This window comes from Prevotella sp. E9-3, from assembly GCF_022024015.1.
GTDB lineage: Bacteria > Bacteroidota > Bacteroidia > Bacteroidales > Bacteroidaceae > Prevotella.
Genome location: NZ_CP091786.1, coordinates 3,627,392 through 3,650,864, shown reverse-complemented (window position 1 = coordinate 3,650,864; position 23,473 = coordinate 3,627,392). Strand labels below are relative to the sequence as shown.

At 48.3% G+C, this 23,473-nt stretch carries 20 protein-coding genes; 12 read left to right on the top strand and 8 right to left on the bottom strand.

From position 1 onward, the window contains the following. Positions 1 to 6 precede the first annotated feature (6 nt). From L6475_RS14190 to L6475_RS14170, 5 genes are all read right to left on the bottom strand, one after another. On the bottom strand, positions 7 to 2,682 hold the full coding sequence (locus L6475_RS14190; RefSeq protein ID WP_237821153.1) for an outer membrane protein assembly factor: 2,676 nt from the start codon (positions 2,680 to 2,682) through the stop codon (positions 7 to 9). Positions 2,683 to 2,709: 27 nt separating this feature from the next. Further along, positions 2,710 to 3,441, bottom strand: coding sequence for an isoprenyl transferase (locus L6475_RS14185; protein WP_237821151.1), 732 nt, complete (start codon positions 3,439 to 3,441; stop codon positions 2,710 to 2,712). A gap of 14 nt (positions 3,442 to 3,455) precedes the next feature. Next, entirely contained in the window at positions 3,456 to 4,166 is a 711-nt protein-coding gene (locus tag L6475_RS14180; protein WP_237821150.1) for a DUF6089 family protein, read from the bottom strand. Between the two features lie 42 nt (positions 4,167 to 4,208). Beyond that, positions 4,209 to 5,537 (bottom strand): DUF6242 domain-containing protein, encoded by a 1,329-nt coding sequence (locus tag L6475_RS14175; protein WP_237821149.1) that lies wholly within the window; start codon positions 5,535 to 5,537, stop codon positions 4,209 to 4,211. A 100-nt stretch (positions 5,538 to 5,637) separates the two neighbouring features. Continuing rightward, entirely contained in the window at positions 5,638 to 9,213 is a 3,576-nt protein-coding gene (locus L6475_RS14170; protein ID WP_237821147.1) for a two-component regulator propeller domain-containing protein, read from the bottom strand. Positions 9,214 to 9,339: 126 nt separating this feature from the next. On the opposite strand from L6475_RS14170, the gene L6475_RS14165 reads away from it, so the two are divergent. The 4 genes from L6475_RS14165 to L6475_RS14150 all read left to right on the top strand — a co-directional run bounded on the left by L6475_RS14165 (position 9,340) and on the right by L6475_RS14150 (position 13,069). Further along, a complete protein-coding gene (locus L6475_RS14165; protein ID WP_237821145.1) occupies positions 9,340 to 11,148 on the top strand; it encodes a long-chain fatty acid--CoA ligase in 1,809 nt (602 codons plus the stop codon). 6 nt (positions 11,149 to 11,154) lie between these two features. After that, positions 11,155 to 12,276 (top strand): peptide chain release factor 2, encoded by a 1,122-nt coding sequence (gene prfB / locus L6475_RS14160; protein ID WP_237821143.1) that lies wholly within the window; start codon positions 11,155 to 11,157, stop codon positions 12,274 to 12,276. A gap of 123 nt (positions 12,277 to 12,399) precedes the next feature. Further along, complete coding sequence (locus L6475_RS14155; protein ID WP_237821141.1) at positions 12,400 to 12,564, top strand: hypothetical protein; 165 nt, start codon at positions 12,400 to 12,402, stop codon at positions 12,562 to 12,564. A gap of 4 nt (positions 12,565 to 12,568) precedes the next feature. After that, positions 12,569 to 13,069 (top strand): CYTH domain-containing protein, encoded by a 501-nt coding sequence (locus L6475_RS14150; RefSeq protein WP_237821139.1) that lies wholly within the window; start codon positions 12,569 to 12,571, stop codon positions 13,067 to 13,069. A 79-nt stretch (positions 13,070 to 13,148) separates the two neighbouring features. On the opposite strand, the gene L6475_RS14145 is transcribed toward L6475_RS14150, so the two are convergent. Further along, positions 13,149 to 13,571, bottom strand: a complete 423-nt coding sequence (locus tag L6475_RS14145; RefSeq protein WP_237821137.1) for a VanZ family protein — start codon at positions 13,569 to 13,571, stop codon at positions 13,149 to 13,151. A 142-nt stretch (positions 13,572 to 13,713) separates the two neighbouring features. Here L6475_RS14145 and L6475_RS14140 point away from each other — a divergent pair, with 142 nt between their 5' ends. The 3 genes from L6475_RS14140 to L6475_RS14130 all read left to right on the top strand — a co-directional run bounded on the left by L6475_RS14140 (position 13,714) and on the right by L6475_RS14130 (position 17,478). Beyond that, positions 13,714 to 15,075: a sodium-dependent transporter gene (locus L6475_RS14140; RefSeq protein WP_237821135.1), complete on the top strand. Its 1,362-nt coding sequence runs from the start codon at positions 13,714 to 13,716 to the stop codon at positions 15,073 to 15,075. Between the two features lie 77 nt (positions 15,076 to 15,152). After that, a complete protein-coding gene (locus L6475_RS14135; RefSeq protein WP_237821133.1) occupies positions 15,153 to 16,511 on the top strand; it encodes a sodium-dependent transporter in 1,359 nt (452 codons plus the stop codon). A 49-nt stretch (positions 16,512 to 16,560) separates the two neighbouring features. Continuing rightward, entirely contained in the window at positions 16,561 to 17,478 is a 918-nt protein-coding gene (locus L6475_RS14130; protein WP_237821132.1) for a ComEA family DNA-binding protein, read from the top strand. Here the strand turns inward: L6475_RS14130 and L6475_RS14125 are convergent. Together L6475_RS14125 and prmC are read right to left on the bottom strand one after the other, a co-directional pair. Then, positions 17,475 to 17,930, bottom strand: coding sequence for a regulatory protein RecX (locus tag L6475_RS14125; RefSeq protein WP_237821129.1), 456 nt, complete (start codon positions 17,928 to 17,930; stop codon positions 17,475 to 17,477). The genes L6475_RS14130 and L6475_RS14125 overlap by 4 nt on opposite strands. Positions 17,931 to 18,007: 77 nt before the next feature. After that, on the bottom strand, positions 18,008 to 18,865 hold the full coding sequence (prmC, locus tag L6475_RS14120) for a peptide chain release factor N(5)-glutamine methyltransferase (protein ID WP_237821127.1): 858 nt from the start codon (positions 18,863 to 18,865) through the stop codon (positions 18,008 to 18,010). 230 nt (positions 18,866 to 19,095) lie between these two features. Here prmC and L6475_RS14115 point away from each other — a divergent pair, with 230 nt between their 5' ends. From L6475_RS14115 to argH, 5 genes are all read left to right on the top strand, one after another. Continuing rightward, positions 19,096 to 19,971 (top strand): helix-turn-helix domain-containing protein, encoded by an 876-nt coding sequence (locus L6475_RS14115; protein ID WP_237821125.1) that lies wholly within the window; start codon positions 19,096 to 19,098, stop codon positions 19,969 to 19,971. Between the two features lie 21 nt (positions 19,972 to 19,992). Further along, the gene (locus L6475_RS14110) at positions 19,993 to 20,685 is read left to right on the top strand and encodes a ComF family protein (protein ID WP_237821123.1); all 693 of its coding nucleotides are present in this window, start codon (positions 19,993 to 19,995) and stop codon (positions 20,683 to 20,685) included. Positions 20,686 to 20,787: 102 nt separating this feature from the next. After that, entirely contained in the window at positions 20,788 to 21,432 is a 645-nt protein-coding gene (gene pyrE / locus L6475_RS14105; protein WP_237821121.1) for an orotate phosphoribosyltransferase, read from the top strand. A 180-nt stretch (positions 21,433 to 21,612) separates the two neighbouring features. Further along, entirely contained in the window at positions 21,613 to 22,026 is a 414-nt protein-coding gene (locus L6475_RS14100; RefSeq protein WP_237821119.1) for an SRPBCC family protein, read from the top strand. Between the two features lie 96 nt (positions 22,027 to 22,122). After that, positions 22,123 to 23,466: an argininosuccinate lyase gene (argH, locus tag L6475_RS14095; RefSeq protein WP_237821117.1), complete on the top strand. Its 1,344-nt coding sequence runs from the start codon at positions 22,123 to 22,125 to the stop codon at positions 23,464 to 23,466. The last annotated feature ends 7 nt before the right edge of the window (positions 23,467 to 23,473 follow it).

Here is a 23,473-nt window from a genome sequence, read left to right as displayed (position 1 = left end):
ACTATGTTAGAATTCTTGTCCGAGTACGAAGTGGAAGTTGCTGCCACCACGGCTTTCCTGAGTTGTTCCCTGGTAAACCTTGTCGAAACCGTAGGCCCAGTCGATACCCATCAGACCCACCATAGGCAGATAGATACGCACGCCCAAACCGGCAGAACGCTTCATTGAGAAGGGGTTGAAGTCGCGTGTGCTGTGCCATGCATTACCTGCTTCGGCAAAGGTCAGACCATAGATGGTGGTGTTGCCCAGCATGAAGGGATAGCGCAGTTCGAGTGAGAAACGGTCGTAGGCATAGCCTTCCTGTCCGTAGGGCGTCAGCGAACCGTTCTCGTAACCACGCAGACCGATGGTCTCCTCAGCATAGCTGGTGCTATAGCCGCTCATGCCGTCGCCACCCATGTAGAAATACTCGAAGGGAGATTTCTTGTTGTGGTTGTAGGCACCGAGCAAGCCCATTTCTATACGTGTCATCAGCACGAAACATTTCTGTCCGCCGGTGAGTGCGGTATAGGTTCGGGTCTTGAACTTCCATTTATGATATTCAATCCAACGGTATTTATCCTGCTGTTCGGCGTCATAGCGCTCACGGTCGTTCTGATAGGTTTCGGCAGTAGCCAGGTTGGCATAGTCCTTACCGTCGAAGAGCGACCAGGGTGGAGTAAGGGTCAGTGAAATGGAGAACTCTGATCCGTGACGGGGGAAGAGAGGATTGTCGGTTGAGGTACGTGACAGTGCCAGACCGAAGTTCAGGTTGTTACAGTTACCATTGGAGATGAGGAAGTAGCGCCAGTCTTTCAGCATATAACGCTGGTAGGCCACTGTAGCCGACAACTGGAAGTAGTCATCGGGCCAGCGCAGACGCTTACCCCAACCAACGGAAACGCCAAAGAGTTTCACATACTTATCATCGTCAAGGAAACTTTCATAGTTGTTGTAATAACCAGTGTTATAAGAGCCGTAGCTATAGAGTGTGTTCATCCAGGAGTTGTTGTAGTAACTGCTTGACACGTCGCTCTGCTTAGAGTAGTACATTCCGACATTGAGCGCATTGGGGCGTTTGCCGCCAAACCATCCGGTAGAGTAGTTGGTAGATACCGAGCTATAGTAGCGTCCGTTGGTCTGGAAACTGAGGCCAATCTGTTCGCCATCGCCAGAGGGCAGGATGCCGCGATGCAGCTTGTTCTTGCCCAAGAGGTTGCGCATAGAGAAGTTGGTGAACTTCACACCCACACGACCGATGATACCTGTCTGTCCCCAACCTAATGAGAGTTCGAGCTGGTCGTTGGATTTCTGCTCAAGGTTCCAGTTGATATCTACGGTACCGTCTTCGTAGTTCGGTTTCACATCCGGGGATACTTTCTCAGCATCGAAATAGCCCATAGAGGCAATTTCACGAGCCGAACGCATCAGTGCCTCTTTCGAGAACAGGTCACCGGGCTTGGTGCGCAGTTCGCGGCGTACCACCTCTTCATACAAGCGGTCGTTACCGAAGATGCGTACATTGTTCAGATGGGCCTGAGGACCCTCAAAGATGCGCATCTCCAGATCGATGGAGTCGCCGACAATGTTGATTTCGGTGGGTTCGATGTTCGAGAACACGTAACCGTTGTTGTAATAGTAGTTGCCCACGGCGTCATCATCATCACGCAGACGCTTGTTCATCTGTTTCTGGTTGTACACATCGCCTTTCTTCATGCCCAGAACGGCATTCAGATAGTCGGTGGTCACCACCGTGTTGCCCACCCAGTTGATGTTGCGCAGATAGTATTTCTCGCCTTCGTCAATCTTAAGGTACACGTTCAGGTGCTTCTCATCGACCGTATAAACAGAGTCTTCGAGGATAGTAGCATCGCGGAAGCCCAGTTCGTTGTAACGCTCAATCAACTTCTGTTTGGCCTCGGTATAACGTTCGGGTGTGAATTTCTTTGATTTCAGGAAACTGTACAGTTTGCCCGCCTCATGGATTTTACCGAAATGGCCTTTGCTGAACAGGTGGCCCTTGATCTTTCTGTCGGAGAGCTTCTCGTTGCCGTCGAAGATAATCTTGCGCACCTTCATCTTGTCTTTCTTGTCGATGATGACATCGAGCACCACCTGGTTTTTGCCAGTGACATCGTCGCGCTGCTGAATGATGATATCGGCATTCTTGTAGCCCTTATCATCGAAATATTTCTTAGCCAGGATTTTGGCACGGTCAATGAGGTTCTTGGTCAGACTCATTCCCTTAGCCATACCCAGTTTGGCTTCCAGGTCTTCACGCTCGCTCTTCTTCACACCGGTATAGGTGATATCGGTAATCTTTGGACGAAGAGCCAGATGGATGGTGAGGAACACCTTCGAATTGACGATACTGTCGGCAGTGATGCGCACTTTCGAGAACAGTCCGTGCTTCCAGTAACGCTTTACAGCTTCGGTAATCTCAGTACCCGGCACACTGATAGACTGTCCGACAGACAATCCTGAAAGTCCGGTGATGACATAGTCTTCATAGCCCTCAACGCCTTCAACGGCCAGTCCGCCAATCTCACACTGGCGTGGTGTTCCGGCATAGTTGATGTCGGGGTTCAGTACGAAATCCTGAGCATGAGCAGTGAATAGTGAGCAGTGAATAGTAAACAGTGTGAACAGCACTTTTACTATCCATGCACTTCTTATCTCATTAATTTGTTTATTATAGAACATCTTCTTATATTATTCACTAATATCGAATCATTTCTCATCCTTCACTTCTTCTTCCACCTGTGCCTCGGTCTTGCCGAAACGACGCTGACGGCTCTGGAAACTGCGGATTGCCTTGTGCAGTTCCTGCTCGTTGAAGTCGGGCCAGTAGGTGTCACAGAAATAGAGTTCGGAATAGGCTATCTGCCACAGCAGGTAGTTGGATATACGTAATTCTCCACCAGTGCGGATGAGTAAGTCGGGATCGGGCATGAACGAGGTGGTGAGATGCTTGGTGATGGTCTCCTCAGTGATTTCCTGAGGATTCTCACTGATAATCTCACGAACGGCATTGGTAATCTCCCAACGGCTTGAATAGCTTAGGGCTACCACCATGGTCATGGCATCGTTCTTGGCTGTATGCTCTTCCGTTTCATGCAGTTTCTGCTGAACCTCGGCAGGCAGTCGCTTTATATCGCCAATCACGCGGAAACGCACGTTGTTCTTCATGAAGATTTCATCTTCGAGCGAAGTGAGCACCAGTCCCATCAGGGCTGAAATCTCATCGGCAGGACGGTTCCAGTTCTCGGTAGAGAAGGTATAGAGCGTCAGGTATTTTACGCCCAGTCTTGTACATTCCGATGTGATGCGGCGTACTGCCTCTACACCAGCCTGATGACCATAACTGCGTTCCTTTCCGCGTTCGGTAGCCCATCGGCCGTTACCATCCATGATGATGGCAACATGCTGGGGTATGCGGTTCATGTCAAGTTCGTTATTCATATTCTCTAATTAGGTCATTCTCTGTCGTTATGACAGGTTTTACATTTGGCCCACAAGTCGTAGGTAAGTGTGGCGCCTAATATGCTGTAGCAGTCGGTGTTCTTGAACAGTCCGCTGCTCTTGATGCCGTAGGGGTCGGCCTTTCCGTCGAGTTTGTCGGTGCCGGTGAAATGCATGGTCCACTCCACGGCCAGGTTCCAGCGGTCGGCCAGTTTGTATTTCATGCCCAGTCCGATAGGAAACTGGAATCCTGCTGACGACACTTTCTCGGTGTTACCGTCCTTAGTAGCTTCGGCACTGCCGAAAGACATGCCCACACCCAGGGTGATGAACGGTGTGATGCGGGTGGCACCATAATATTCGCGCCCTGTGCCGAACGGCCAGAAGTTATACTCATAGCGCAAGGTGACATCGACCACCGAGGTGTTGAAACCGACAGGATGCTTGTTCAGTTCGGGAAGCCAGGTGTCGGCGTTGGTCGAAGAACCTTTCAGTTTGCCGTAGCCTATCAGTGCTGCCCAGGCCATGCGGGGGTTCATCTTGTATTTTGCCACCGCTGTACCCATGGGCTTCATCCCTTTGAGAATGTTTCCGTTGAAATCGCCCTCATAGGCTGCAAGACCAGCTCCGGCTCCAAGTTCGAGCCGATATTCGGGCTCATCCTGTGCTGAAACGGCTATTGCCATCAAAAAAGCGACGGTGGATACGATGAACTTTCTGACCATTCTCAACCTTATTTATATGCGTGCACGCGAGGCAACAGCTTTTTAGTATTTGATGCCTCTATAAACTTTTCCACCTTGGCTGATAGCCATCAGACGACCGTCGCCATCGACAGCCACACAGCGAATAGGCTCGCCAAGAGGCAGGGCATAAGTGCTGTTGTCTTTCCAGGTAATACCCTGATCGGTAGTCTGGAATGCACTTGTGCCATCGGCAAAAGCTAAAACTGTATCATCGAAGTGTACCAGTGAGAGGTGATGACGAACTGGCAAGCGGAACTTATTGATTTCCTCTTGTGGAATGTTCGACCATGTGTCAGTGGCTTTAATGGGATCGTAGTGGGCTATCTTGCGCCATACCACAGTGTTGTTGCCATTGTTGCCCACCATCAGCACGTAGTCGGCATGATAGCTGGCCGGGTAGTTGAAGGTGGTGCTGGCAATATCTTTTATGTTGAGCAGTGTCTTCGCCGAGTCGGCAGAAAGCCCCTCTTCAAAAATCTGTGGGGTCCAGCTCAATCCATTGTCGGCCGAGGCCTGAAGGGTGTTGTCCTTGCACAGGGCAAACAGTTCGCCCGTGCTCATGGCCACCAGTTGTTTCAGTTCTGGGGCTGCAGTGATGCTGTTCCATTCCTCACCGTTCTTGGTAGAATAAATCAGGCCGTTGCTCAGCAAATACAGGGTGCTGTCCTTTACGACAGCGCTGGCCCAGGCACTGTCGGCAAGGGCGGGAGCAGTGGAAGGATCGTTCCAAGTAGTGCCATTGTCGGCAGAGGTGCGTACTACCGTCTGACTGCCATCGCCACAAAGTGCCAGCATACGTTTTCCGCTGATAGCCACAAGGCGCATGTCGCTGAATCCTTTCAAAAGGGTGGTGTCGGCAACGGGATCCCCCCAGCTGAAATTAGTGCCTTCGCTGCTGGAAACGGTAATCTTTACTTTATAGTCGCGGTAGCATGAAGCATCGGAGGCAAAAATTCTGAAGGTGCGTGTAGAATCTTTTGAGAAATCTACGCCCACTGAAGAATTGTGCCAGTTGAAATATTCATCGGTAAGATTCTGAAGAGCCACGGCGCCATTGTTCAAAGTGCCAATAGTGCAGAGCACATCGTTGATACGAGTGCCCACAGGCAGGGGAGTGCGGTTGAAAATACGACCATTGAGCTGGTCAATAGACATGGGGTATGTTGAACCGGAAAAGGTAGTAACAACCTCATCTGTACCGGGTTTGTATTGGGTTAGTGTGCCAAGTGTAAAACTGGTGATGACGGCATCGTCGTAGAGAGAGACCTCAGAACTACCTTCGCCCAGGCAAGAAGAGAGGGTGATAGACATCGACAACAGCATGCCGAACACATAGTGATATTTTTTCATCTGATCAGTTGAATTATAATTCGGCTGCAAATTTACGCACAAATCTGCAAAAAGTGGCCTTTTTCACCATTTTATTAAATAAAAAATATCATAATGGCTTCTATTTTAAGTTGTTTTTACTTAAAAGTCCGTCTGTTTGAGGCTTGCGATTTAGTAAATTATGGATGCAGGCCTCTAAATATTTGACGGCGAAAGGTTTCTCAATATAGGCATCGACACCGGCCTCCATGGCACGAACTTTCGAATCACTATCTGTCTTGGCGGTGAGCAGGATGAAAGGAATGTGCTTGGTGGCAGTGTTCTGACGTATGCTACTGCACAGTTCGATGCCGTCGGTATCAGGCATCATCCAGTCGCTGATAATGATGTCAACGGTCGAAGTGGGGGTCTGACCGTCTTTTACCACCAGACTCTCTTTCAGAATCTGTAGTGCCTCATTGCCGTCGTGGGCAGCGATGGTCTCGAAATTGTCCATGAAAGTTGTAACGAGGAAGGTAAGCATATCTTCGTTGTCATCAACAATAAGCATGGTGGGTTTCTCGTCTTTTTTCTGTTCGACTATAGCAGGAGAAACATCGTTTTTCTCTGATGGAGAATCTACTGCCTTGCTGTCGCTGTTGAAGTCTTGGGCGATGGGTAGGATAATCGTGAAACGGGTACCTTTGCCAGGTTCGGATTGGATGTCGATTGTTCCGTGATGTTGTTCCACGACATGCTTGACGATGTTCAGACCAATACCTGTTCCCGGCTTGTTGTTCCGGCCTTGGAAGAAAGGATCGAAAATATTCTTCAGGTCTTCCTTGGCAATGCCTTCACCATCGTCGTAAACGGCGATACTGAAATGTTTGCCGTCGGGGAGTGGTTTACTGCACAACTCAATAGAGCTATGTGTGTATTTCTGGGCATTCGACAGCAGGTTGGTGACCACCTTGACAATGGCTTCGCGGTCCACCGAGGCTGTAAACTGACTGTCGGGCAGACTAACGCTGAACTTCAGACCTTGTGTTTTGAGGGCCGTGCTGAAGTTGTCGGCTACCGACTGTAGGAGTTGTCGGATATTCTGTGGGCTGAAATTCATCTCCATACGGTGCTGTTCTACCTTACGGAAATCCAAGAGCTGGTTGATCAGCTCCAACAGTCGGTTGGCGTTGCGGTCGATAACCTGTAGGGTACCTTTCAGTTCCTGGAAGTCCAGTTCCTCAGTGTTCACAGAATGATTGTAGAGATAGGTTTTCAGTTTCTCTTTCAGCGTTTCCAACGGACCGATGATGAGTGAAACAGGTGTCCGGATCTCATGGGCTATCATGGTGAAGAACTCTATGCGTGCTACACGCATCTCTTCCTTCTTGGCTTCATTCAGCAGGGCAATCTCCTTACGGTGGCGGCGTTCAGTCAGGAACAGACGGAAACGGATGAAACCAGTGACGAGTACGATGAACAGGATGACATAGAATATCTTTGCATAAGTGGACAACCAGTAGGGCGGGTGCACTTCTATGGGTAAAGAAGTGATATTCTCCGACCAGATACCGTCATTGTTCGTACCACGGACTAAGAATGTGTATTTTCCGGCAGGAAGATTGGTGTAGGTGACTTTTTGAGTGTTGCCAACAAAGTTCCAGTCTTTGTCAAAGCCTTCCAGTTTGTAAGCATACATGTTTTTTTCAGGCGAGCAATAGCTCAGTGAGGCAAACGAAAGACTGAACATGCGGTCATTGTACCAAATATCAAGTTGTTTCAGCTTCTCAAAGACGATGGGTAGATGCCAGCCGCCGATATCGACACGCTGGTTGTTGATTTCAAGTCCGGTGATGAATACAGCTGGTGCATGCTGATTCACTTTGATTTGGTAGGGATAGAAAGAGTCAATGCCACTGATGTTGCCGAAATAGATGCATCCGTCGTTGGCTTTCCAGGCTGAGTTTGGCTGGAACTTTTCACTTCCGAGTCCGTCCTGTCGGGTGAAACGTTGTAAGTTCTTACCCTCTTGATAGCGCAGAATACCGAAATCACCTGAGAGCCACAACGCACCTTGATCTTCAATAATGGCCGACACCACTTGTCGTGGCACACCGAGCTTGACGCGTCTGAAACAGTCATTCTTTTCGTCGAAATGGCAAAGACCGTTCTGGGTGCCAGCCCAAAGAGTTCCATTGCTGTCGATAATGGTGCTGTTGACGATGTTGTCGCTGAGTGTAGCCTCATTTCTGCCATCACGACGGAAATGCTTGATACTGCCATTATTCTTATCGTAGCGCCAGATACCGTTGCCTTGTGTCGAGATCCAAAGGCGTCCCTTGCTGTCCTCGTCAATATCTATGGGCACTGATGCCACTGCGGCTTTACGCTCAAAACGGTCGGTGTTGGGGTTATAGACGCACAGTCCCTGCATGGTGGCCACCCAGATGCGGCCTTTCCTGTCGCGTAGTAGTGTGCAGGAGTTCGGATCGTAAAGACTCTGTTCGTCGTTGGTCGTCTCATAATGACGCAGTCTTCCCGTTGTGGGCGAGAACTGATAGACACCATCGCTATAAGTGCCAATCCAAAGGTTGCTGCCATCGGCACAGAGTGAGTGGATGCTAAGACCGTCGAGTCTGGATGTGTTGAATGTCTCTACGAGATGATGATTGCGATAACAGTCCAGTCCGCCGTGTTCGCGGGTCACCCATAGATTGCCATACCGGTCTTCACAGAAATGGGCAGTAAGGCCAACGGGCGAGTGACTGAAACGATGGGCAATGGGGGAGAGATAGGTTACGCCATTGTGCATTGTTCCTATCCACAAACCGCCTTCGTGGTCACGGGTGATAGCTTGTATAAAGCGCTGTGGAGTGTAGAGATTGTAGGTGTGCAGTTGGGTGTCGAAGACCCATAGTCCGTCGTCGCAGCCTAATAGCAGTTGGGTGGGCGATAGTTCAAATAAAGTGCGTATATGCTGACAATGACCGCCGGTAGGAATAGGCATGGGCTCCAACGAGCCATCGTCGTGAATGAGCATGATACCATGTTCCCAAGTACCCAGCCATAAACGCTTGTCACTGGTTTGCAGCATTGTGATGCTGTTGGGTGAGGCCGACAATAGGTTGGCAGGTGAGAAAGTGTCAGTCAACTTGTCGAGGCGCCATAGTGGAACCACACCATCCTTACTCAATGCCCAAATCTGATTGTCGTTGTCTGCATAGATCATATCGACATCATCGGAAACCTCATACAGATGATATTCCTGAACCAGTTCTTCCTTCTTGTTATATCGCACAACTCCTTGGTTGTGGGTGGCAATCCACAGGTTGCCGTCGAAATCAGTGGCCAGAGACGAAACGTTGAGCGTATCCTCAAAAGGAAGAGCAGTGAACTCCTCAGTGTCGAAACTGAATTGATAGACCGTCTGTCGGGTACCTATCAGCAGGTCACCGTCATTAAGCGCTAACAGTGCATTTACGCCGTGGGTGGCATCAAGTTCGGAGAGTCGGTAGTTCTCGATGCTCACGCCATCGTATCTCGACAGACCGTTGGCGGTGCCTATCCAGAGAAAACCGCGGTTGTCCTGAACTATCTGTGTGACGGAATTGGCCAACAGGCCATCATCCATTGTTAATTGACGTTGGTGAATATTTGTTTGTGCCTGAGCAAAAACAAAAAAGGTTAATAGTAGATAAGTAAAGATAAGTCGTTTCACGTTTGCAAAGATACAATGAAGCAATCAAAAAGCCATAAATTTTCAAAACAATTTAATGCTAAATTTGGATTTCTGCATAAATTGCAGTAATTTTGCACTTAATATATTATTAAAAGTTTCAATAATATGCAACAAATCAATTCGCACCTATCACGTCTCGTTCATGATGTAGCAGCTCAGTTAGGAGATCGTGAAGCCCTGATTTATAAAGAATTTGGCGGTACGCAATGGAAATCGTATTCTTGGAATGAGTTCTCGGCAATTGTCAAGAAGACCTCCAACGCCATGCTGAATCTGGGAATAAAGGTGCAGGAAAATGTAGGTGTGTTCTCGCAGAACACCGTCCAGTATCTGTTTACCGACTTTGGAGCTTGGGGCATCCGTGCTGTCACAATTCCTTTTTATGCCACCAGTTCCGAACAGCAAATACAGTTTATGATTAGTGATGCCAAGGTGCGTTTCCTCTTTGTTGGCGAACAGGAACAGTACGACAAGGCGCGCCGTGTGTTTGCTATGTGCAAGTCGTTGGAAAAAATTATAGTTTTCGATCCTGCCGTTCATATTGACGAAAACGACCAGACTGCCATGCATTTCGACGATTTCCTGAAGTTGGGCGAAGGTTTGCCCAGACAGACGGAAGTGGATGCACTTCAGCAAAAAGCATCATTCGACGAAATAGCAAATATCCTTTATACCAGTGGTACTACAGGCGATTCGAAAGGTGTGATTCTCAGTCACAGTCAGTATCATGCTGCTTTCGAGGCCAACCATAAGTGTGTACCTGTTACTGAAAATGATCGTGTGATGAACTTCCTGCCCTTCACTCATATTTTCGAGAAGGCCTGGAAGATTCTTTGTATCACAGTAGGTGCCCGACTGATTGTGAACACCCGTCCGATGGAGGTCCAGCAGTCAATGCGCGAAACTCATCCCACCTGTATGTCGTCAGTTCCCCGTTTTTGGGAGAAGGTATATCAGGGCGTACAAGAGAAAATTGAGACCAGCGGTGTGTTCCAGCGCAAACTGTTCAAGCATGCATTGAACGTAGGCCGTAAGCACAATATCGAATATCTGGCTTGTGGAAAACGCCCGCCAATGGCTTTGCATCTGGAATATGAGATGCTGAACAAGACTGTATTCTCGCTGGTTCGCAAGGAGTTGGGGCTTGAGAATGCTCATTTTTTTCCCACTGCTGGTGCTACTGTAAACCGTCATGTTGAGGAGTTTGTGCATTCTATTGGTATAACCATGGATGTAGGCTACGGACTTACCGAAAGTTTGGCCACCGTGAGCTGTAATCATATCGGAAAACCTTTCACAGTAGGCTCAGTGGGTTATCCTATTGATGGACTCGATGTGAAAATCAGTGAGGAAGGCGAGATATTGCTGAAAGGCCCTACCATCACCCGTGGCTATTATAATCGTGAAGAACTGACTCGTGAGGCCTTCACTGCCGATGGATATTTCAAGACAGGTGACTCTGGCTTTATCCAGAATGGTGAGTTGTTCCTCAAAGAGCGTATCAAGGACCTTTTCAAGACCTCTAACGGTAAATATATTGCTCCACAGATGATTGAGTCAAAGCTGCTGGTCGATAAGTATATTGACCAGATTGCTATCATTGCCGACCAGCGCAAGTTCGTTTCGGCACTCATCATCCCGGTCTATCCCCTTTTGGAGGAATATGCCCGTGAGCATGATATTCCTTTCAATAGCCGTGAAGACCTCTGTGAAAACGAAAAGATTCACCAGATGCTGATGGAACGTATCGACACCCTTCAGCAGCAACTGGCCCACTACGAGCAGGTGAAACGCTTTACACTCCTGCCTCATCCCTTCTCTCTGGAGCGCGGCGAACTTACAAACACGCTGAAAATCAAGCGCCGTGTGCTTAACGAGAACTATAAAAAGGAAATTGAGCGCATGTACGAATAAGATTCTATGATTACACAAGATCAACTGAAAGAAGTACTCGAAAGAGTAGATAAGCTGAACCACTATCTTCGTATCGACGAGAAGAAGATAGAGTTTGAGGAAGAAGACCTCCGTACGCAGGCTCCCGACTTTTGGGAGGATCCTAAGCGTGCCGAGGAACAAATGAAGAAAGTTAAGTCTATCAAGAAATGGATAGACGGCTATCACGACTGTCGCGCCAAGGCAGATGAGTTGCAACTGGCTTTTGATTTCTATAAAGAAGAGATGGTCACCGAAGAAGAGGTTGACCACGACTATGAACAGGCTATTGCTGCTATTGAGGAACTGGAGTTGATGAACATGTTGCGCCAGAAGGAAGACCCGATGGACTGTGTACTGAAAATCAATAGCGGTGCAGGTGGTACTGAGGCACAAGACTGGGCACAGATGCTGATGCGTATGTATATGCGCTGGGCTGAGGCTCATGGCTATAAGGTGACTATCAGTTCACTGCTTGATGGCGAAGATGCCGGAATCAAGAGTGTGACCATGCAGATAGAGGGTGGAGAGTATGCCTATGGTTTCCTGAAATCTGAGAATGGCGTGCATCGTTTGGTGCGTGTTTCTCCTTACAACGCACAGGGTAAGCGTATGACCTCTTTCGCCTCAGTATTCGTTTCTCCACTGGTAGATGATACTATCGAAGTATATGTTGATCCTGCCAAACTTTCATGGGATACTTTCCGTTCAAGCGGTGCCGGTGGTCAGAACGTGAACAAGGTGGAGTCGGGTGTCCGCTTGCGCTATTGGTACACCGATCCCGATACAGGCGAATCGGAAGAAATCCTTATTGAGAATACCGAGACTCGCGACCAGCCGAAGAACAAGGAGCGTGCAATGGCTTTGCTGCGTTCACAACTCTACGACCGTGCCATGAAGAAACGTCTGGAGGCACAGGCCAAAATTGAAGCCGGCAAGAAGAAAATTGAGTGGGGCTCACAGATTCGTTCCTATGTGTTCGATGATAAACGAGTGAAAGACCATCGTACCAACTATCAGACTTCGGATGTAGATGGTGTGATGAACGGCAAACTCGATGGCTTTATCAAGGCCTACTTGATGGAGTTCCCGGTAAATGACGAAGCATAAAACCTCTGAATAGGAGGCGGGAGCCTGAACAAGCGCAGACTCCCAATAAAATTATATTAACCTTTAATAAGTCTGAGTTACGCTTGTTCAGACCCCCACCCCCTAATTTAGGGGACTAATATTATGTCTAAGAAGAATCAAGAAGAAAAGCATCTGAATGCTAAGCAGAGAGCCTACGAGGAAAAGCAGGCTAAACAAGGTGACAGAATCGTGAAGTGGATTATCGGCGTGCTGATACTGCTGGCCTTTTTCTATATTATTTGGGCGTTTTTTATGATGGGAATCTAAGCCAATGAGCGGACTTGAGATAGAACGCAAGTTTCTCGTAAAAGGCGACGATTACAAACGTCAGGCTACCAGTAAGAGCCGAATCCAACAAGGTTATATCTGCAGTGGTCACGGCTGCACCGTAAGGGTGCGCCGCCGCGATCAGCAGGCTTTTCTCACCATCAAAGGACCTTCTCTTGATAATGGTCTCTCACGCTATGAGTTTGAGAAAGAGATAACCCTCGATGAGGCCGAACACCTGTTCCAATTATGCGAACCCGGTATTATTGATAAAACACGCTTTTTGGTACCTTCCGGAAAACATGTGTTTGAAGTTGACGAGTTCTATGGCGAGAACGAAGGACTGGTGATGGCTGAAGTAGAACTCTCCAACCCCGACGAAACTTTTATTAAACCCGACTTTATTGGTTGTGAGGTAACTGGCGACCGCCGTTTCTATAATTCACACATGCGCCAGAATCCCTATAAACTCTGGAAAGACGATATTGCCCATTTATTAAAATAGGTATAGCCAATGCGTCTTTCTTAAGAATGGCCAACACACTTTTCTTAGTGAAGTGTCAACACACTTTTCTTAGAAAAGGTCAACGCACCTTTCCTCTATGAAAGGTCATGATAAGACCGATGATGGCTCCCAATGTACATCCTGTGGCATTTGCTGCAAGATCGAGCCATTCGCCGGCACGATTCTCCGTGCAGTATTCCTGAACAATTTCTATGCATCCACTCATAAGGATGGGAGCCAGCCAAGCAAACAAAAGCAGGCGCTTCCATCCTTGTTGTAGTATGTTGAACCATGACATGCGCTCATGATTGTACAGATATTCCCACCAGATAATGGTACAGGTACCACCGTACATCACAAAGTGAGTCCATTTGTCCAGAAAGGCTACATTATCCAATTCTGGCAATTCAGGAGGAAGGAACCAGATGCAGAGATACCAGATACTTGCAATACAGAGCAATGACAGAGGATAGCGTCGTATGAAGTGGATTATATTATTCATTTTGTTTTTTTGTGTTCTTTTCTTCCACATTATTCATTTTTCTTGCAAAATTACCACTTTTTTCTGCTTTTACTTATAAATTTACAAGAAAAGTGAGATTCTTTTTATAATTTTGCAGCGTTTTTTCAAAAAGTGTATATAAATGTCACAATCGGAAAGAGGAAATTTTGCGTCTAAGTTAGGCATTATCCTGGCTACGGCAGGTTCGGCTGTGGGACTGGGTAATGTTTGGCGTTTCCCTTATATGGCAGGCGAGAATGGTGGAGCAGTATTCATTCTCATCTATTTTCTTTGTGTGTTATTACTGGGTATTCCCTGCATGATCAGTGAGTTCATTATTGGTCGTCATGCTCAATCGAATACGGCACGTGCCTTTTGTAAGATGTCGAATGGCACGGCATGGTCGCTGATAGGCTATATGGGCGTGCTTACCGGTTTTCTTATTACAGGCTATTATGCTGTGGTGTCGGGCTGGTGCCTTCACTATATCTGGTCGGCAGGAATAGGTCATCTCAATGGAGAGCCCAGCTATTTCCAGCAGTTCTTTTCCGACTTTTCTACCCATCCCGGCAAACCGGTGTTCTGGTTGGTTGTCATTATGCTGCTGACCTATCTGATTGTTGAGCACGGTATTCAGAAAGGTATAGAGCGAGCATCCAAGATTCTGATGCCTACCTTGTTTGTGCTGTTGCTGATTATTGTTATAGCATCCTGTCTGTTGCCCGGTGCTGACAAAGGTATTGCTTTCCTGTTAAAGCCCGATTGGACGGCGCTGAACAGTAGTGTGTTCCTTTCAGCACTCGGACAGTCGTTCTATTCCCTGTCTATTGCCATGGGCTGTATCTGTACTTATGCCAGCTATTTCTCCCGTCAGACCAATTTGGCCAATTCAGCCATCCAAATAGGCGTCATCGATTCTATCGTGGCTATCCTTGCCGGACTGATGATTTTCCCAGCAGCCTTTTCTGTGGGAGTGAGTCCTGACAGTGGTCCTTCGTTGATTTTTATTACCCTTCCGAATGTGTTTCAACAGGCTTTCAGCAGTATGCCCATCGTGGGTTATGTAGTATCACTGATGTTCTATAGCCTGCTGTCACTGGCAGCCCTTACCTCGCTGATGTCGTTGGTTGAGGTGAGCACAGCTTTCTGTCAGGAGGAGATGCATATTTCGCGCAAGTCAGCCACTTTCCTTGTGGTAGTGCTTGCTTCTATTATAGGAGTGTTCTGCTCGTTGTCGTTGGGCGGATACGACGGACTTCAGTTGTTGGGTATGTCGCTATTCGATATTTTCGACTTTGTGACCGGTCAGATATTCCTTCCAGTGGTAGGCTTCCTCACCTGTGTGTTTATCGGATGGTTTGTTCCTCATAGAATTGTTCGTGACGAGTTCACCAACTGGGGAACCCTGCGTGGACGTTTCTTCCACCTGTATCTTTTCCTGGTGAAATATGTGTGTCCATTAGGTATTCTGTTTATCTTCCTCCACCAGTTTGGATGGGTGTGAGAGTATTTAATTGATAATTGACAATTGACAATTGACAATTGAGAATTGACAATTGAGAATTGATAATTGACAATTGTATGAAGGCGAGAGGTAATTTTGCATCTAAATTGGGTATAATCCTGGCTACGGCAGGTTCGGCTGTAGGGTTAGGAAATGTGTGGCGTTTCCCCTTTATGGCGGGACATAATGGTGGAGCAGCTTTTATCGTACTCTATTTCGGGTGTATTCTTCTCTTAGGAATTCCCGGAATGGTCAGCGAGTTTATCATTGGCCGTCATTCACAGTCTAATGCTGCACGCGCCTATTACGAGATTTCTGGCGGTCAACGTCGTTGGCGGCTGGTGGGCTATCTTGGTATTCTCACTTCTACTATCATTTTAGGTTTTTATGCAGTAGTGGCAGGCTGGTGCCTTCAGTATCTCTTTGCCTCATTGATGGGACATCTAAGTGGCGATGCCGACTATGTGCTGCATTATTTCCAGTCTTTCTCTTCCCATCCCTGGAAACCAGTGTTATGGGCCGTTGCCTTTATTCTTATCACCCATTTGGTCATCGTGCGGGGCGTTCAGAACGGCATCGAGCGGGCCTCCAAACTGCTGATGCCCTTGCTGTTGGTACTTTTAGTGCTGATTGTCATAGCCTCTTGCTCACTGCCAGGAGCTATGGCGGGTGTGGAGTTCCTGTTGAAGCCCGATTTCTCAAAAGTCAGTGGCGGTGTGCTGCTCGAAGCGTTGGGCCAGGCCTTCTTCTCATTGTCGTTGGGCACCGCCTGCCTGTGCACCTATGCCAGTTATTTCAGTCGCGATACCAACCTGTTGAAGAGTGCCGGTCAGATAGCCTTTCTTGACACGTTCATTGCTATTCTTTCCGGACTCATGATATTCCCTGCCGCTTTCTCGGTAGGTGTTGAGCCCGATGCCGGTCCTTCGCTCATCTTCATCACCCTTCCCAACGTGTTCCAACAGGCCTTTGGCCATTTACCCCTCTTGGGCTATGTCATTGGCATTCTGTTTTATGCCCTGTTGGTGTTTGCTGCCCTTACGTCAACAATCTCCATGCATGAGATAAGTACTGCTTTTTTTGCTGAAGAGCTGAATCTCCAGCGCAAGAAGGCAGCGTGGATTGAGACCCTTGTGTGCATCCTGTTGGCGATAGGCTGTTCGCTCAGTGTGGGCGCTGTCGATAGTTTGACACTTTTCGGACAGTCACTTATGGATTTCTGTGACATGCTCACTGCTCAGATTATGTTGCCTTTAGGAGCCTTCCTCACCAGTCTGTTCATCGGTTGGGTGGTCGATCAGCGATTGGTACATGACGAACTGACCAATCAAGGCACTGTGGCCGAAGGACTTTTCCGGGCCTATCAGTTCTCGGTTCGCTATATCGTGCCATTGTGCATCCTGCTCATCTTCCTACATCAGTTTGGGGTGCTGTAAATACTTACCTTGTCAACCTAACCTGCTATTTGAAATCTTTATTGCATAAATGTTCTTGAAAGAATTCTTCTACCTGCCGAAATCCGATCGTAGAATACTGGTTTTTGTGGCTGTTCTTGTGGGGCTTGTCATAACGGGCAATGTCTTTTTTGCTACGGTGGAGATAGGCGGCATACAGTCCGACGAGCACCTTCTCCAACAGTCTGATTCCCTTTCCCGTCCTCTTCGTACCATGAATGGAACGAGAAATGGCACCTATGATAGTCCAAAATCCTCCTATAATGTTCCAAAGCGTCAAGTCGAACGTTTTGTTTTCGATCCCAATACGGCCGATTCTACAGCCCTGTTGCGTCTTGGTCTTCAACCATGGCAGGTGCGCAACATCTATAAGTTCCGTGTTGCAGGCGGTATCTATCGCACTAAAGAAGATTTTGCCCGTCTATATGGTCTTACTCAGAAAGAGTATCGCGAGCTGGAACCCTATATCAGTATATCGGCTGATTATCAACCTGCGGCACTATTGGTCAGGGAAAAGTCCGTTTCCAAAGACTCGCTCCTGTTTCCAAAGAAATTAAAAGAAGGTGAAACCATCGATCTGAACCTCACCGATACCGCTCAGTTGAAACGAGTGCCGGGCATCGGTTCCTATTATGCCCGTCGTATTGTGGATTATGGTCGTCGTCTGGGAGGGTTTGTCAATATTGACCAGTTGGACGAACTTGAGCATTTCCCTACCTCTGCCAAACAATATTTTGTGATTGTCGCAGCAGAGCCAAAGCGTATGAATCTTAACGAGCTCTCTGTCAATGCCCTTAAACAGCATCCCTACCTGAACTATTATCAGGCACGGGCCATCACCGACTACCGTCGTAAGCATGGGCCTATTAAGAGTCTTGACGATTTGCGCCTCTTGCCCGATTTCTCTCCTGAACAACTTCTCCGATTGAAACCCTACGTAGAGTTTTAGTCATCCTCTACCTTTATGCACTGTCGGATGATATCCATGGTAAAACCGCGGCCAAGAGCCCATTTCATGAGTTTCATGTTACGCTCGTAGTCGTTGCTGGCTTTGATGGAGCGGCTTTTTTGCTTAAGCATTGGCTTCAGCATGCTGATATATTCCTCGTCGTCAATGCTGTCGAGGGCCTCACGGGCAATGTCGCTGTCTATATGTTTCATCCATAGTGCCTGTTCCACCTTGCGGCGCCCCCATTGGTTGTAGCGCACCTTGTCGCGTACGAAAGCCTCGGCATAGCGGTTGTCATCGACATAGCGTTCGCCCACAAGGCGGGCCATGATACGTGCCTGCACCTCATCGTCAATGCCCCACTGCCGCATTTTTTCCAGCATTTCCCACTGGCAGTGCTCGGCACGCGCACAGAGCGTAGCCAGTTTCTGGAATACCTGCTGTTCGTTCATTTCCCTATTCATTTTTCCCTTTTTACTTTTTACTCTTCCTTCTTACATCTTACCTCTTCCATCTTCCCTCTTCCCTCTCAGTGCCATTGAGCCTTGACGAAACGGTTACGGCCGAACTGGTCTTGCCGAATGGTGATGTCATCGAATCCCAGTCCGAGCAGGATGTCTTCGATATGCTCATCGAAAAGAGGGTTGATTTCAAAAAGCAGCAGACCGCCCTCGGCCAGTGCCGACTGAGCGTAGTTGCTGATGTGGAGATAAAACAGCAGCGGGTCGTCATCGGGCACGAAGAGTGCTATCTCCGGTTCGTAATCAAGCACATGGTCGGCCATGTCGTCGGCTTCGCTGTCGAGGACATAGGGAGGATTGCTCACAATGACGTTCCATTTGCCGGCATCGCTGCCATAGCGCACCTTCAGTACGTCTCGCGCCTGAAAATCCACCTTCACACTATTGCGTTTGGCATTTTCGCGGGCTATACCGAGAGCGATGGGAGAGATGTCCCAAGCCGTAACATGGGCTTTAGGCAGTTCGGCCGCCAGTGTGCAGGCAATACATCCACTGCCTGTACCGATATCGAGGATGTTTACTCCTGTTTCTGATGGATAGTCTTTTTTTTTGACACACTCAACGGCCCATTGGCACAGTTCGTAAGTTTCGGGACGGGGAATGAGAACACCTGGACCTACACCAAACTGTCGGGGACCGAAGTCGGCCACGCCCAACACATACTGTACGGGTTCGCCTTTCAGCAGTCTGTCTATATATCCGTTCAGCCGCTCAGTATCCGCTGCCGATAACTTTTCTACGCCACCGCACACCACATCAGTCATCGTCAGTCCAAAAGCCACTTCCAGTACGTAACGGGCCACAGCCTTGGCCTCGCCTTCGTCATAGTATGATGTGAGCAAGCGGCAAAGTTCGTTATATGTCATGAAAAATACTACAAATAAGAATTACTATATTGCAAATATATTTCTTTTTCTAACTAAAAAAGGGAACGTAAACTGAATTTTAATTTTATTTGACAATTTTGACTGCCTATGGTTCTTTTTCTCATGATTTTTGTCTTATCTTTGCAGCCGACAATCACTTGATACCGTCTGCTATCACATAAGGATAATACATTATTTATTTAATCAATTATTTGATAGAAAGCACATTTATGAATAAGAGGATTATTGAAACAAACTTCTCTAAGGTTAAGCAATGGACTAACTGCTTAGCGATGGAAGATGATATCTTACTCATCGACCGCCTGACTGAAGCTCCTTTTCCCAAGTCAACACGCCGTCTGAACTTTATTCTCATCTGCCTGTGTACAAAAGGCGAGGTGACCTATACACTTGATACTGTTGAACAACGACTTACTCCTGGCGACTTGCTGGTGGTGTCGGAACGTCATGTGCTTGACAAATATAATGCATCCCCTGATTTTGACGGTCTGTGCATGATGATGAGCATGCCGATCTATAATGAGATTGTACGCAATGTGGGCGATGCATCGGCGCTGTTCCTGTTTTCACACAATCATCCTATTTTCCCGTTGACAGCGCAATCTCAGAAAACATTCAAGGATTATTTCTATATCATTCGCAAGAAGGTTGGCGATACGGGCAACCATTTCCGTCGCAATCTGGTGGCAGCACTGTTGCTTGCCATGCTCTACGACCTGAGCAATGTGGTGTATCAGTCTTCCAGCAAGCGCGACATTCATCAGACACGTGCCGATGTTATTTTCAACCAGTTTATTCGTATGGTAGAAGATAACTGTCGTCAGGAGCGCCGCGTCACCTGGTACGCCGAGCAGCTGAACATCACCCCGAAATACCTGGCCGAGATGGTGAAACAGGTGAGCATGCGCACCCCTAACGAATGGATAGACAGATATGTGACGATTGAAATACGCGTGATGTTGCGTAATTCTTCTATGTCGATCAAGGACATCACCAAAGCGCTGAACTTCCCCAATCAGTCGTTCCTGGGCAAGTATTTCAAGGAACATGTGGGCATGAGTCCCAGCCAGTATCGTCGTGGTTAGCCCTATCCTTAGGTTTCGGCAATGAATTTCTGGACATCACTGCTCGACCTGCTGTCGCCTCGCCGTTGTGTTGGCTGTGGACAGCGGCTCGTAGAGCATGAGCATGTTCTCTGCTCTTCGTGCATGATGCACTTGCCGTTGACCAACTATTCTCGTCATTCATTAGACAATCCATTGGCACGCCTGTTCTGGGGAATCTTTCCCATTGAACGGGCCAGTGCCTTTTTCTTTTATGAGCCTCAAACGTTGTCGGCCCAATTGGTTCATCATCTTAAATACTTTGGCCGCAGCGATATTGCCGAGCAGGTGGGGCAGTTGTTGGTGGAATATATGAAGAGTGATGGCTTCTTTGAACAGATCGATGCCATCATTCCTGTTCCGCTGACGGCTGAACGCCGGCGTGAGCGTGGCTACAACCAGGCCGAGATGATAGCCCGTGGCATCAGTATGGCAACAGATATTCCCGTCAGAACGGATGTGATGAAACGAGTGAACTATATCGGTAGTCAGACTCGTCTGAACGCCTTTGAACGCCGGAAGAATGTGGAGGGCGCTTTCCAACTGATGGATGACAGCTCGCTCAAAGGGGCCCATCTGCTGTTGGTCGATGATGTGATAACCACTGGCAGCACCATTATTAACTGCGCCAGCGAACTGGCACGAATACCCGGGGTGAGAATCAGTGTCGTGGCGTTGGGCTATGCCAAAAATTAAGGCGCTCTAAGGTACTCACGCTCGGAAAATCGCAAATAAATTTGCATTTTCACTCGCTTAATCGTACCTTTGCACTCAGTTTTTTATTAAATAAGAATAATAATGGACGCTATCAAAAAGCAATTTGCTCAGAAGCTGATGGACATCGAAGCCATCAAGTTACAGCCCAAAGAACCTTTTACATGGGCTAGTGGTTGGAAATCTCCTATTTATACCGACAACCGCAAAACTCTCTCTTTCCCCAAACTTCGTTCGTTCGTAAAATTGGAACTGTGCCATCTCATACAGGCTTGTTTCCCCGAGGCTGAGGCCGTAGCTGGCGTAGCTACTGGTGCCATTGCACAGGGTGCTTTGGTGGCTGAAGAGTTGCAACTTCCCTATGCCTATGTGCGTCCAAAACCCAAAGATCACGGTATGGGCAATCAGGTGGAAGGCATGCTGCCCAAGGGTGCAAAGGTTATCGTGGTTGAGGATCTGATTTCTACCGGCGGCTCATCGCTGAAGGCTGTTGCTGCTCTGCGCGAGTATGGCGTTGAGGTAATCGGTATGGTGGCTTCGTTCACCTATGGCTTCCCTGTGGCCGAAGAGGCTTTTAAGGAAGCAGGCGTTCGTCTGGTGACACTTAGCGACTACAATGCCGTTATCGAACAGGCTGCCGAGACCGGTTATATCAAGGATGAAGACAAGGCCGTACTGGCTGAGTGGCGTAAGAATCCTGCCGAATGGAACAGCCCCCTAAGTTCTTAGCTGCGCAAAGCGGCTGAGCCGAGCGAGGGGGGTGGGGGTCTGAACAGACGTCATCATTCGCCCTCAGATAGATTGAGGCTGAGGCCTGAACAAGCGCAGGCCAAATACATTATTAACCCAAAAAGGAGTCTTGACTCGCTTGTTCAGACCCCCAGCCCCCTAACTTAGGGGGCACTGACTATGGCAACATTCGAAAGTAGTATTAAGCAAGTGCCTTTCGCCCAGCAGGCCGTCTATGCCAAGCTGAGCAATCTGAGCAATCTGGAAAGTGTGCGCGACCGTGTGCCTAACGATAAATTGCAGGACTTCACCTTCGACAACGATTCTGTGTCCATCAGCGTGGCTCCTGTAGGCAAAATCACTCTTCGTATCTGTGACCGGGAGGAACCGAAATGCGTGAAGTTCGAGACGGTGGAATCGCCACTGCCCTTCAACCTCTGGATTCAGATACTCCCCGTAACGGCAGAGACCTCAAAAATGAAGGTCACAGTCAAAGCCGACATCCCCTTCATGCTCAAAGGAATGGTTTCAGGACCACTGCAGGATGGGGTAGAGAAGATTGCAGATGCACTGGCTCTTATTGACTACAGATAATTTTTTTAGACTACAGACTTTAGACTTCGGACTATGGTCTGTAGTCTAAAGTCTATATTAGGCTATACTCAGAAACCTAAAGCCAAAAAACGAAATATGAAACTCTGGGAAAAGAATTATGAGGTGAATGCCGAGATTGACCGCTTCACCGTGGGTCGTGACCGCGAAATGGACCTCTATCTGGCTCCTTACGATGTGTTGGGCTCTATGGCTCATATCACCATGCTGGAAAGCATCGGTCTGATAGGTAAGGACGAACTGCCTGTGCTTCTGCAGGAACTGAAGAACATCTACGACCAGGCACAGCGAGGCGAGTTCGTTATTGAAGACGGTATCGAGGACGTCCATTCGCAGGTGGAGCTGATGCTCACCCGCAAACTGGGCGATATGGGTAAGAAAATACACTCCGGCCGTTCACGCAACGATCAGGTGCTCGTTGACCTGAAACTCTTCACTCGTCATCAGTTGCGACTGGTGGCCGACGATGTGAAGGACCTCTTCGACCAGCTCATTGCTAAGAGTAATCAGTTTAAGGATGTGCTCATGCCCGGCTATACCCATCTGCAGGTGGCCATGCCGTCGAGCTTCGGTCTTTGGTTCGGCGCCTATGCCGAGAGTCTAGCCGATGATATGCTTTTCCTCCAGGCTGCCTATAAGATGACCAACCGCAATCCGCTGGGTTCGGCTGCCGGCTATGGATCATCGTTCCCACTGAACCGCCAGATGACTACCGACCTGTTGGGCTTCGAAACCATGGACTATAACGTGGTCTATGCCCAGATGGGGCGCGGCAAAACCGAGCGCAACGTGGCCTTTGCACTGGCTTCCATCGCCGGAACCATGGCAAAACTGGCTTTCGATGCCTGTCTGTTCAATTCGCAGAACTTCGGTTTCGTGAAACTCCCGAAGGAGTGCACCACCGGTTCGAGCATCATGCCACATAAGAAAAACCCCGACGTGTTCGAACTCATTCGCTCGAAGTCGAACAAACTGCAGTCGCTGCCTTATCAGATTACGATGATGATGAACAACCTGCCCGTGGGTTATTTCCGCGACCTGCAGATTATCAAGGAGGTGTTCCTGCCAGCTTTCGACGAGTTGCGCGACTGCCTGCGCATGACGGCCTATATCATCAACCGCATCGAGGTGAACGAGCATATACTCGACGACCCGCGCTACGACCCGATGTTCTCTGTAGAAGAAGTGAATCGCCTGGCTGCCAATGGTATGCCTTTCCGCGATGCCTACAAGAAAGTGGGACTCGATATCGAGGCCGGACAGTTCACTCCCTGCAAGGAGATTCACCACACTCACGAAGGCTCCATCGGCAACCTCTGCAACGACCGTATCGAAGCCTATATGCAATCAGTGCTCAAAAGTTTCGCTTTTGAGCGCGTAGATAACGCAGAACAGTCACTCCTTTCAAAAGGTGAAAAATAAATTATGG

What these genes read in the sequence shown, in the direction of transcription:
- L6475_RS14190 (WP_237821153.1), bottom strand. Translation starts at nt 2,682, where the DNA reads ATGTTCTATAATAAACAAATTAATGAGATAAGAAGTGCATGGATAGTA.
- L6475_RS14185 (WP_237821151.1), bottom strand. Translation starts at nt 3,441, where the DNA reads ATGAATAACGAACTTGACATGAACCGCATACCCCAGCATGTTGCCATC.
- L6475_RS14180 (WP_237821150.1), bottom strand. Translation starts at nt 4,166, where the DNA reads ATGGTCAGAAAGTTCATCGTATCCACCGTCGCTTTTTTGATGGCAATA.
- L6475_RS14175 (WP_237821149.1), bottom strand. Translation starts at nt 5,537, where the DNA reads ATGAAAAAATATCACTATGTGTTCGGCATGCTGTTGTCGATGTCTATC.
- L6475_RS14165 (WP_237821145.1), top strand. Translation starts at nt 9,340, where the DNA reads ATGCAACAAATCAATTCGCACCTATCACGTCTCGTTCATGATGTAGCA.
- prfB (WP_237821143.1), top strand. Translation starts at nt 11,155, where the DNA reads ATGATTACACAAGATCAACTGAAAGAAGTACTCGAAAGAGTAGATAAG.
- L6475_RS14155 (WP_237821141.1), top strand. Translation starts at nt 12,400, where the DNA reads ATGTCTAAGAAGAATCAAGAAGAAAAGCATCTGAATGCTAAGCAGAGA.
- L6475_RS14150 (WP_237821139.1), top strand. Translation starts at nt 12,569, where the DNA reads ATGAGCGGACTTGAGATAGAACGCAAGTTTCTCGTAAAAGGCGACGAT.
- L6475_RS14145 (WP_237821137.1), bottom strand. Translation starts at nt 13,571, where the DNA reads ATGAATAATATAATCCACTTCATACGACGCTATCCTCTGTCATTGCTC.
- L6475_RS14140 (WP_237821135.1), top strand. Translation starts at nt 13,714, where the DNA reads ATGTCACAATCGGAAAGAGGAAATTTTGCGTCTAAGTTAGGCATTATC.
- L6475_RS14135 (WP_237821133.1), top strand. Translation starts at nt 15,153, where the DNA reads ATGAAGGCGAGAGGTAATTTTGCATCTAAATTGGGTATAATCCTGGCT.
- L6475_RS14130 (WP_237821132.1), top strand. Translation starts at nt 16,561, where the DNA reads ATGTTCTTGAAAGAATTCTTCTACCTGCCGAAATCCGATCGTAGAATA.
- L6475_RS14125 (WP_237821129.1), bottom strand. Translation starts at nt 17,930, where the DNA reads ATGAACGAACAGCAGGTATTCCAGAAACTGGCTACGCTCTGTGCGCGT.
- prmC (WP_237821127.1), bottom strand. Translation starts at nt 18,865, where the DNA reads ATGACATATAACGAACTTTGCCGCTTGCTCACATCATACTATGACGAA.
- L6475_RS14115 (WP_237821125.1), top strand. Translation starts at nt 19,096, where the DNA reads ATGAATAAGAGGATTATTGAAACAAACTTCTCTAAGGTTAAGCAATGG.
- L6475_RS14110 (WP_237821123.1), top strand. Translation starts at nt 19,993, where the DNA reads ATGAATTTCTGGACATCACTGCTCGACCTGCTGTCGCCTCGCCGTTGT.
- pyrE (WP_237821121.1), top strand. Translation starts at nt 20,788, where the DNA reads ATGGACGCTATCAAAAAGCAATTTGCTCAGAAGCTGATGGACATCGAA.
- L6475_RS14100 (WP_237821119.1), top strand. Translation starts at nt 21,613, where the DNA reads ATGGCAACATTCGAAAGTAGTATTAAGCAAGTGCCTTTCGCCCAGCAG.
- argH (WP_237821117.1), top strand. Translation starts at nt 22,123, where the DNA reads ATGAAACTCTGGGAAAAGAATTATGAGGTGAATGCCGAGATTGACCGC.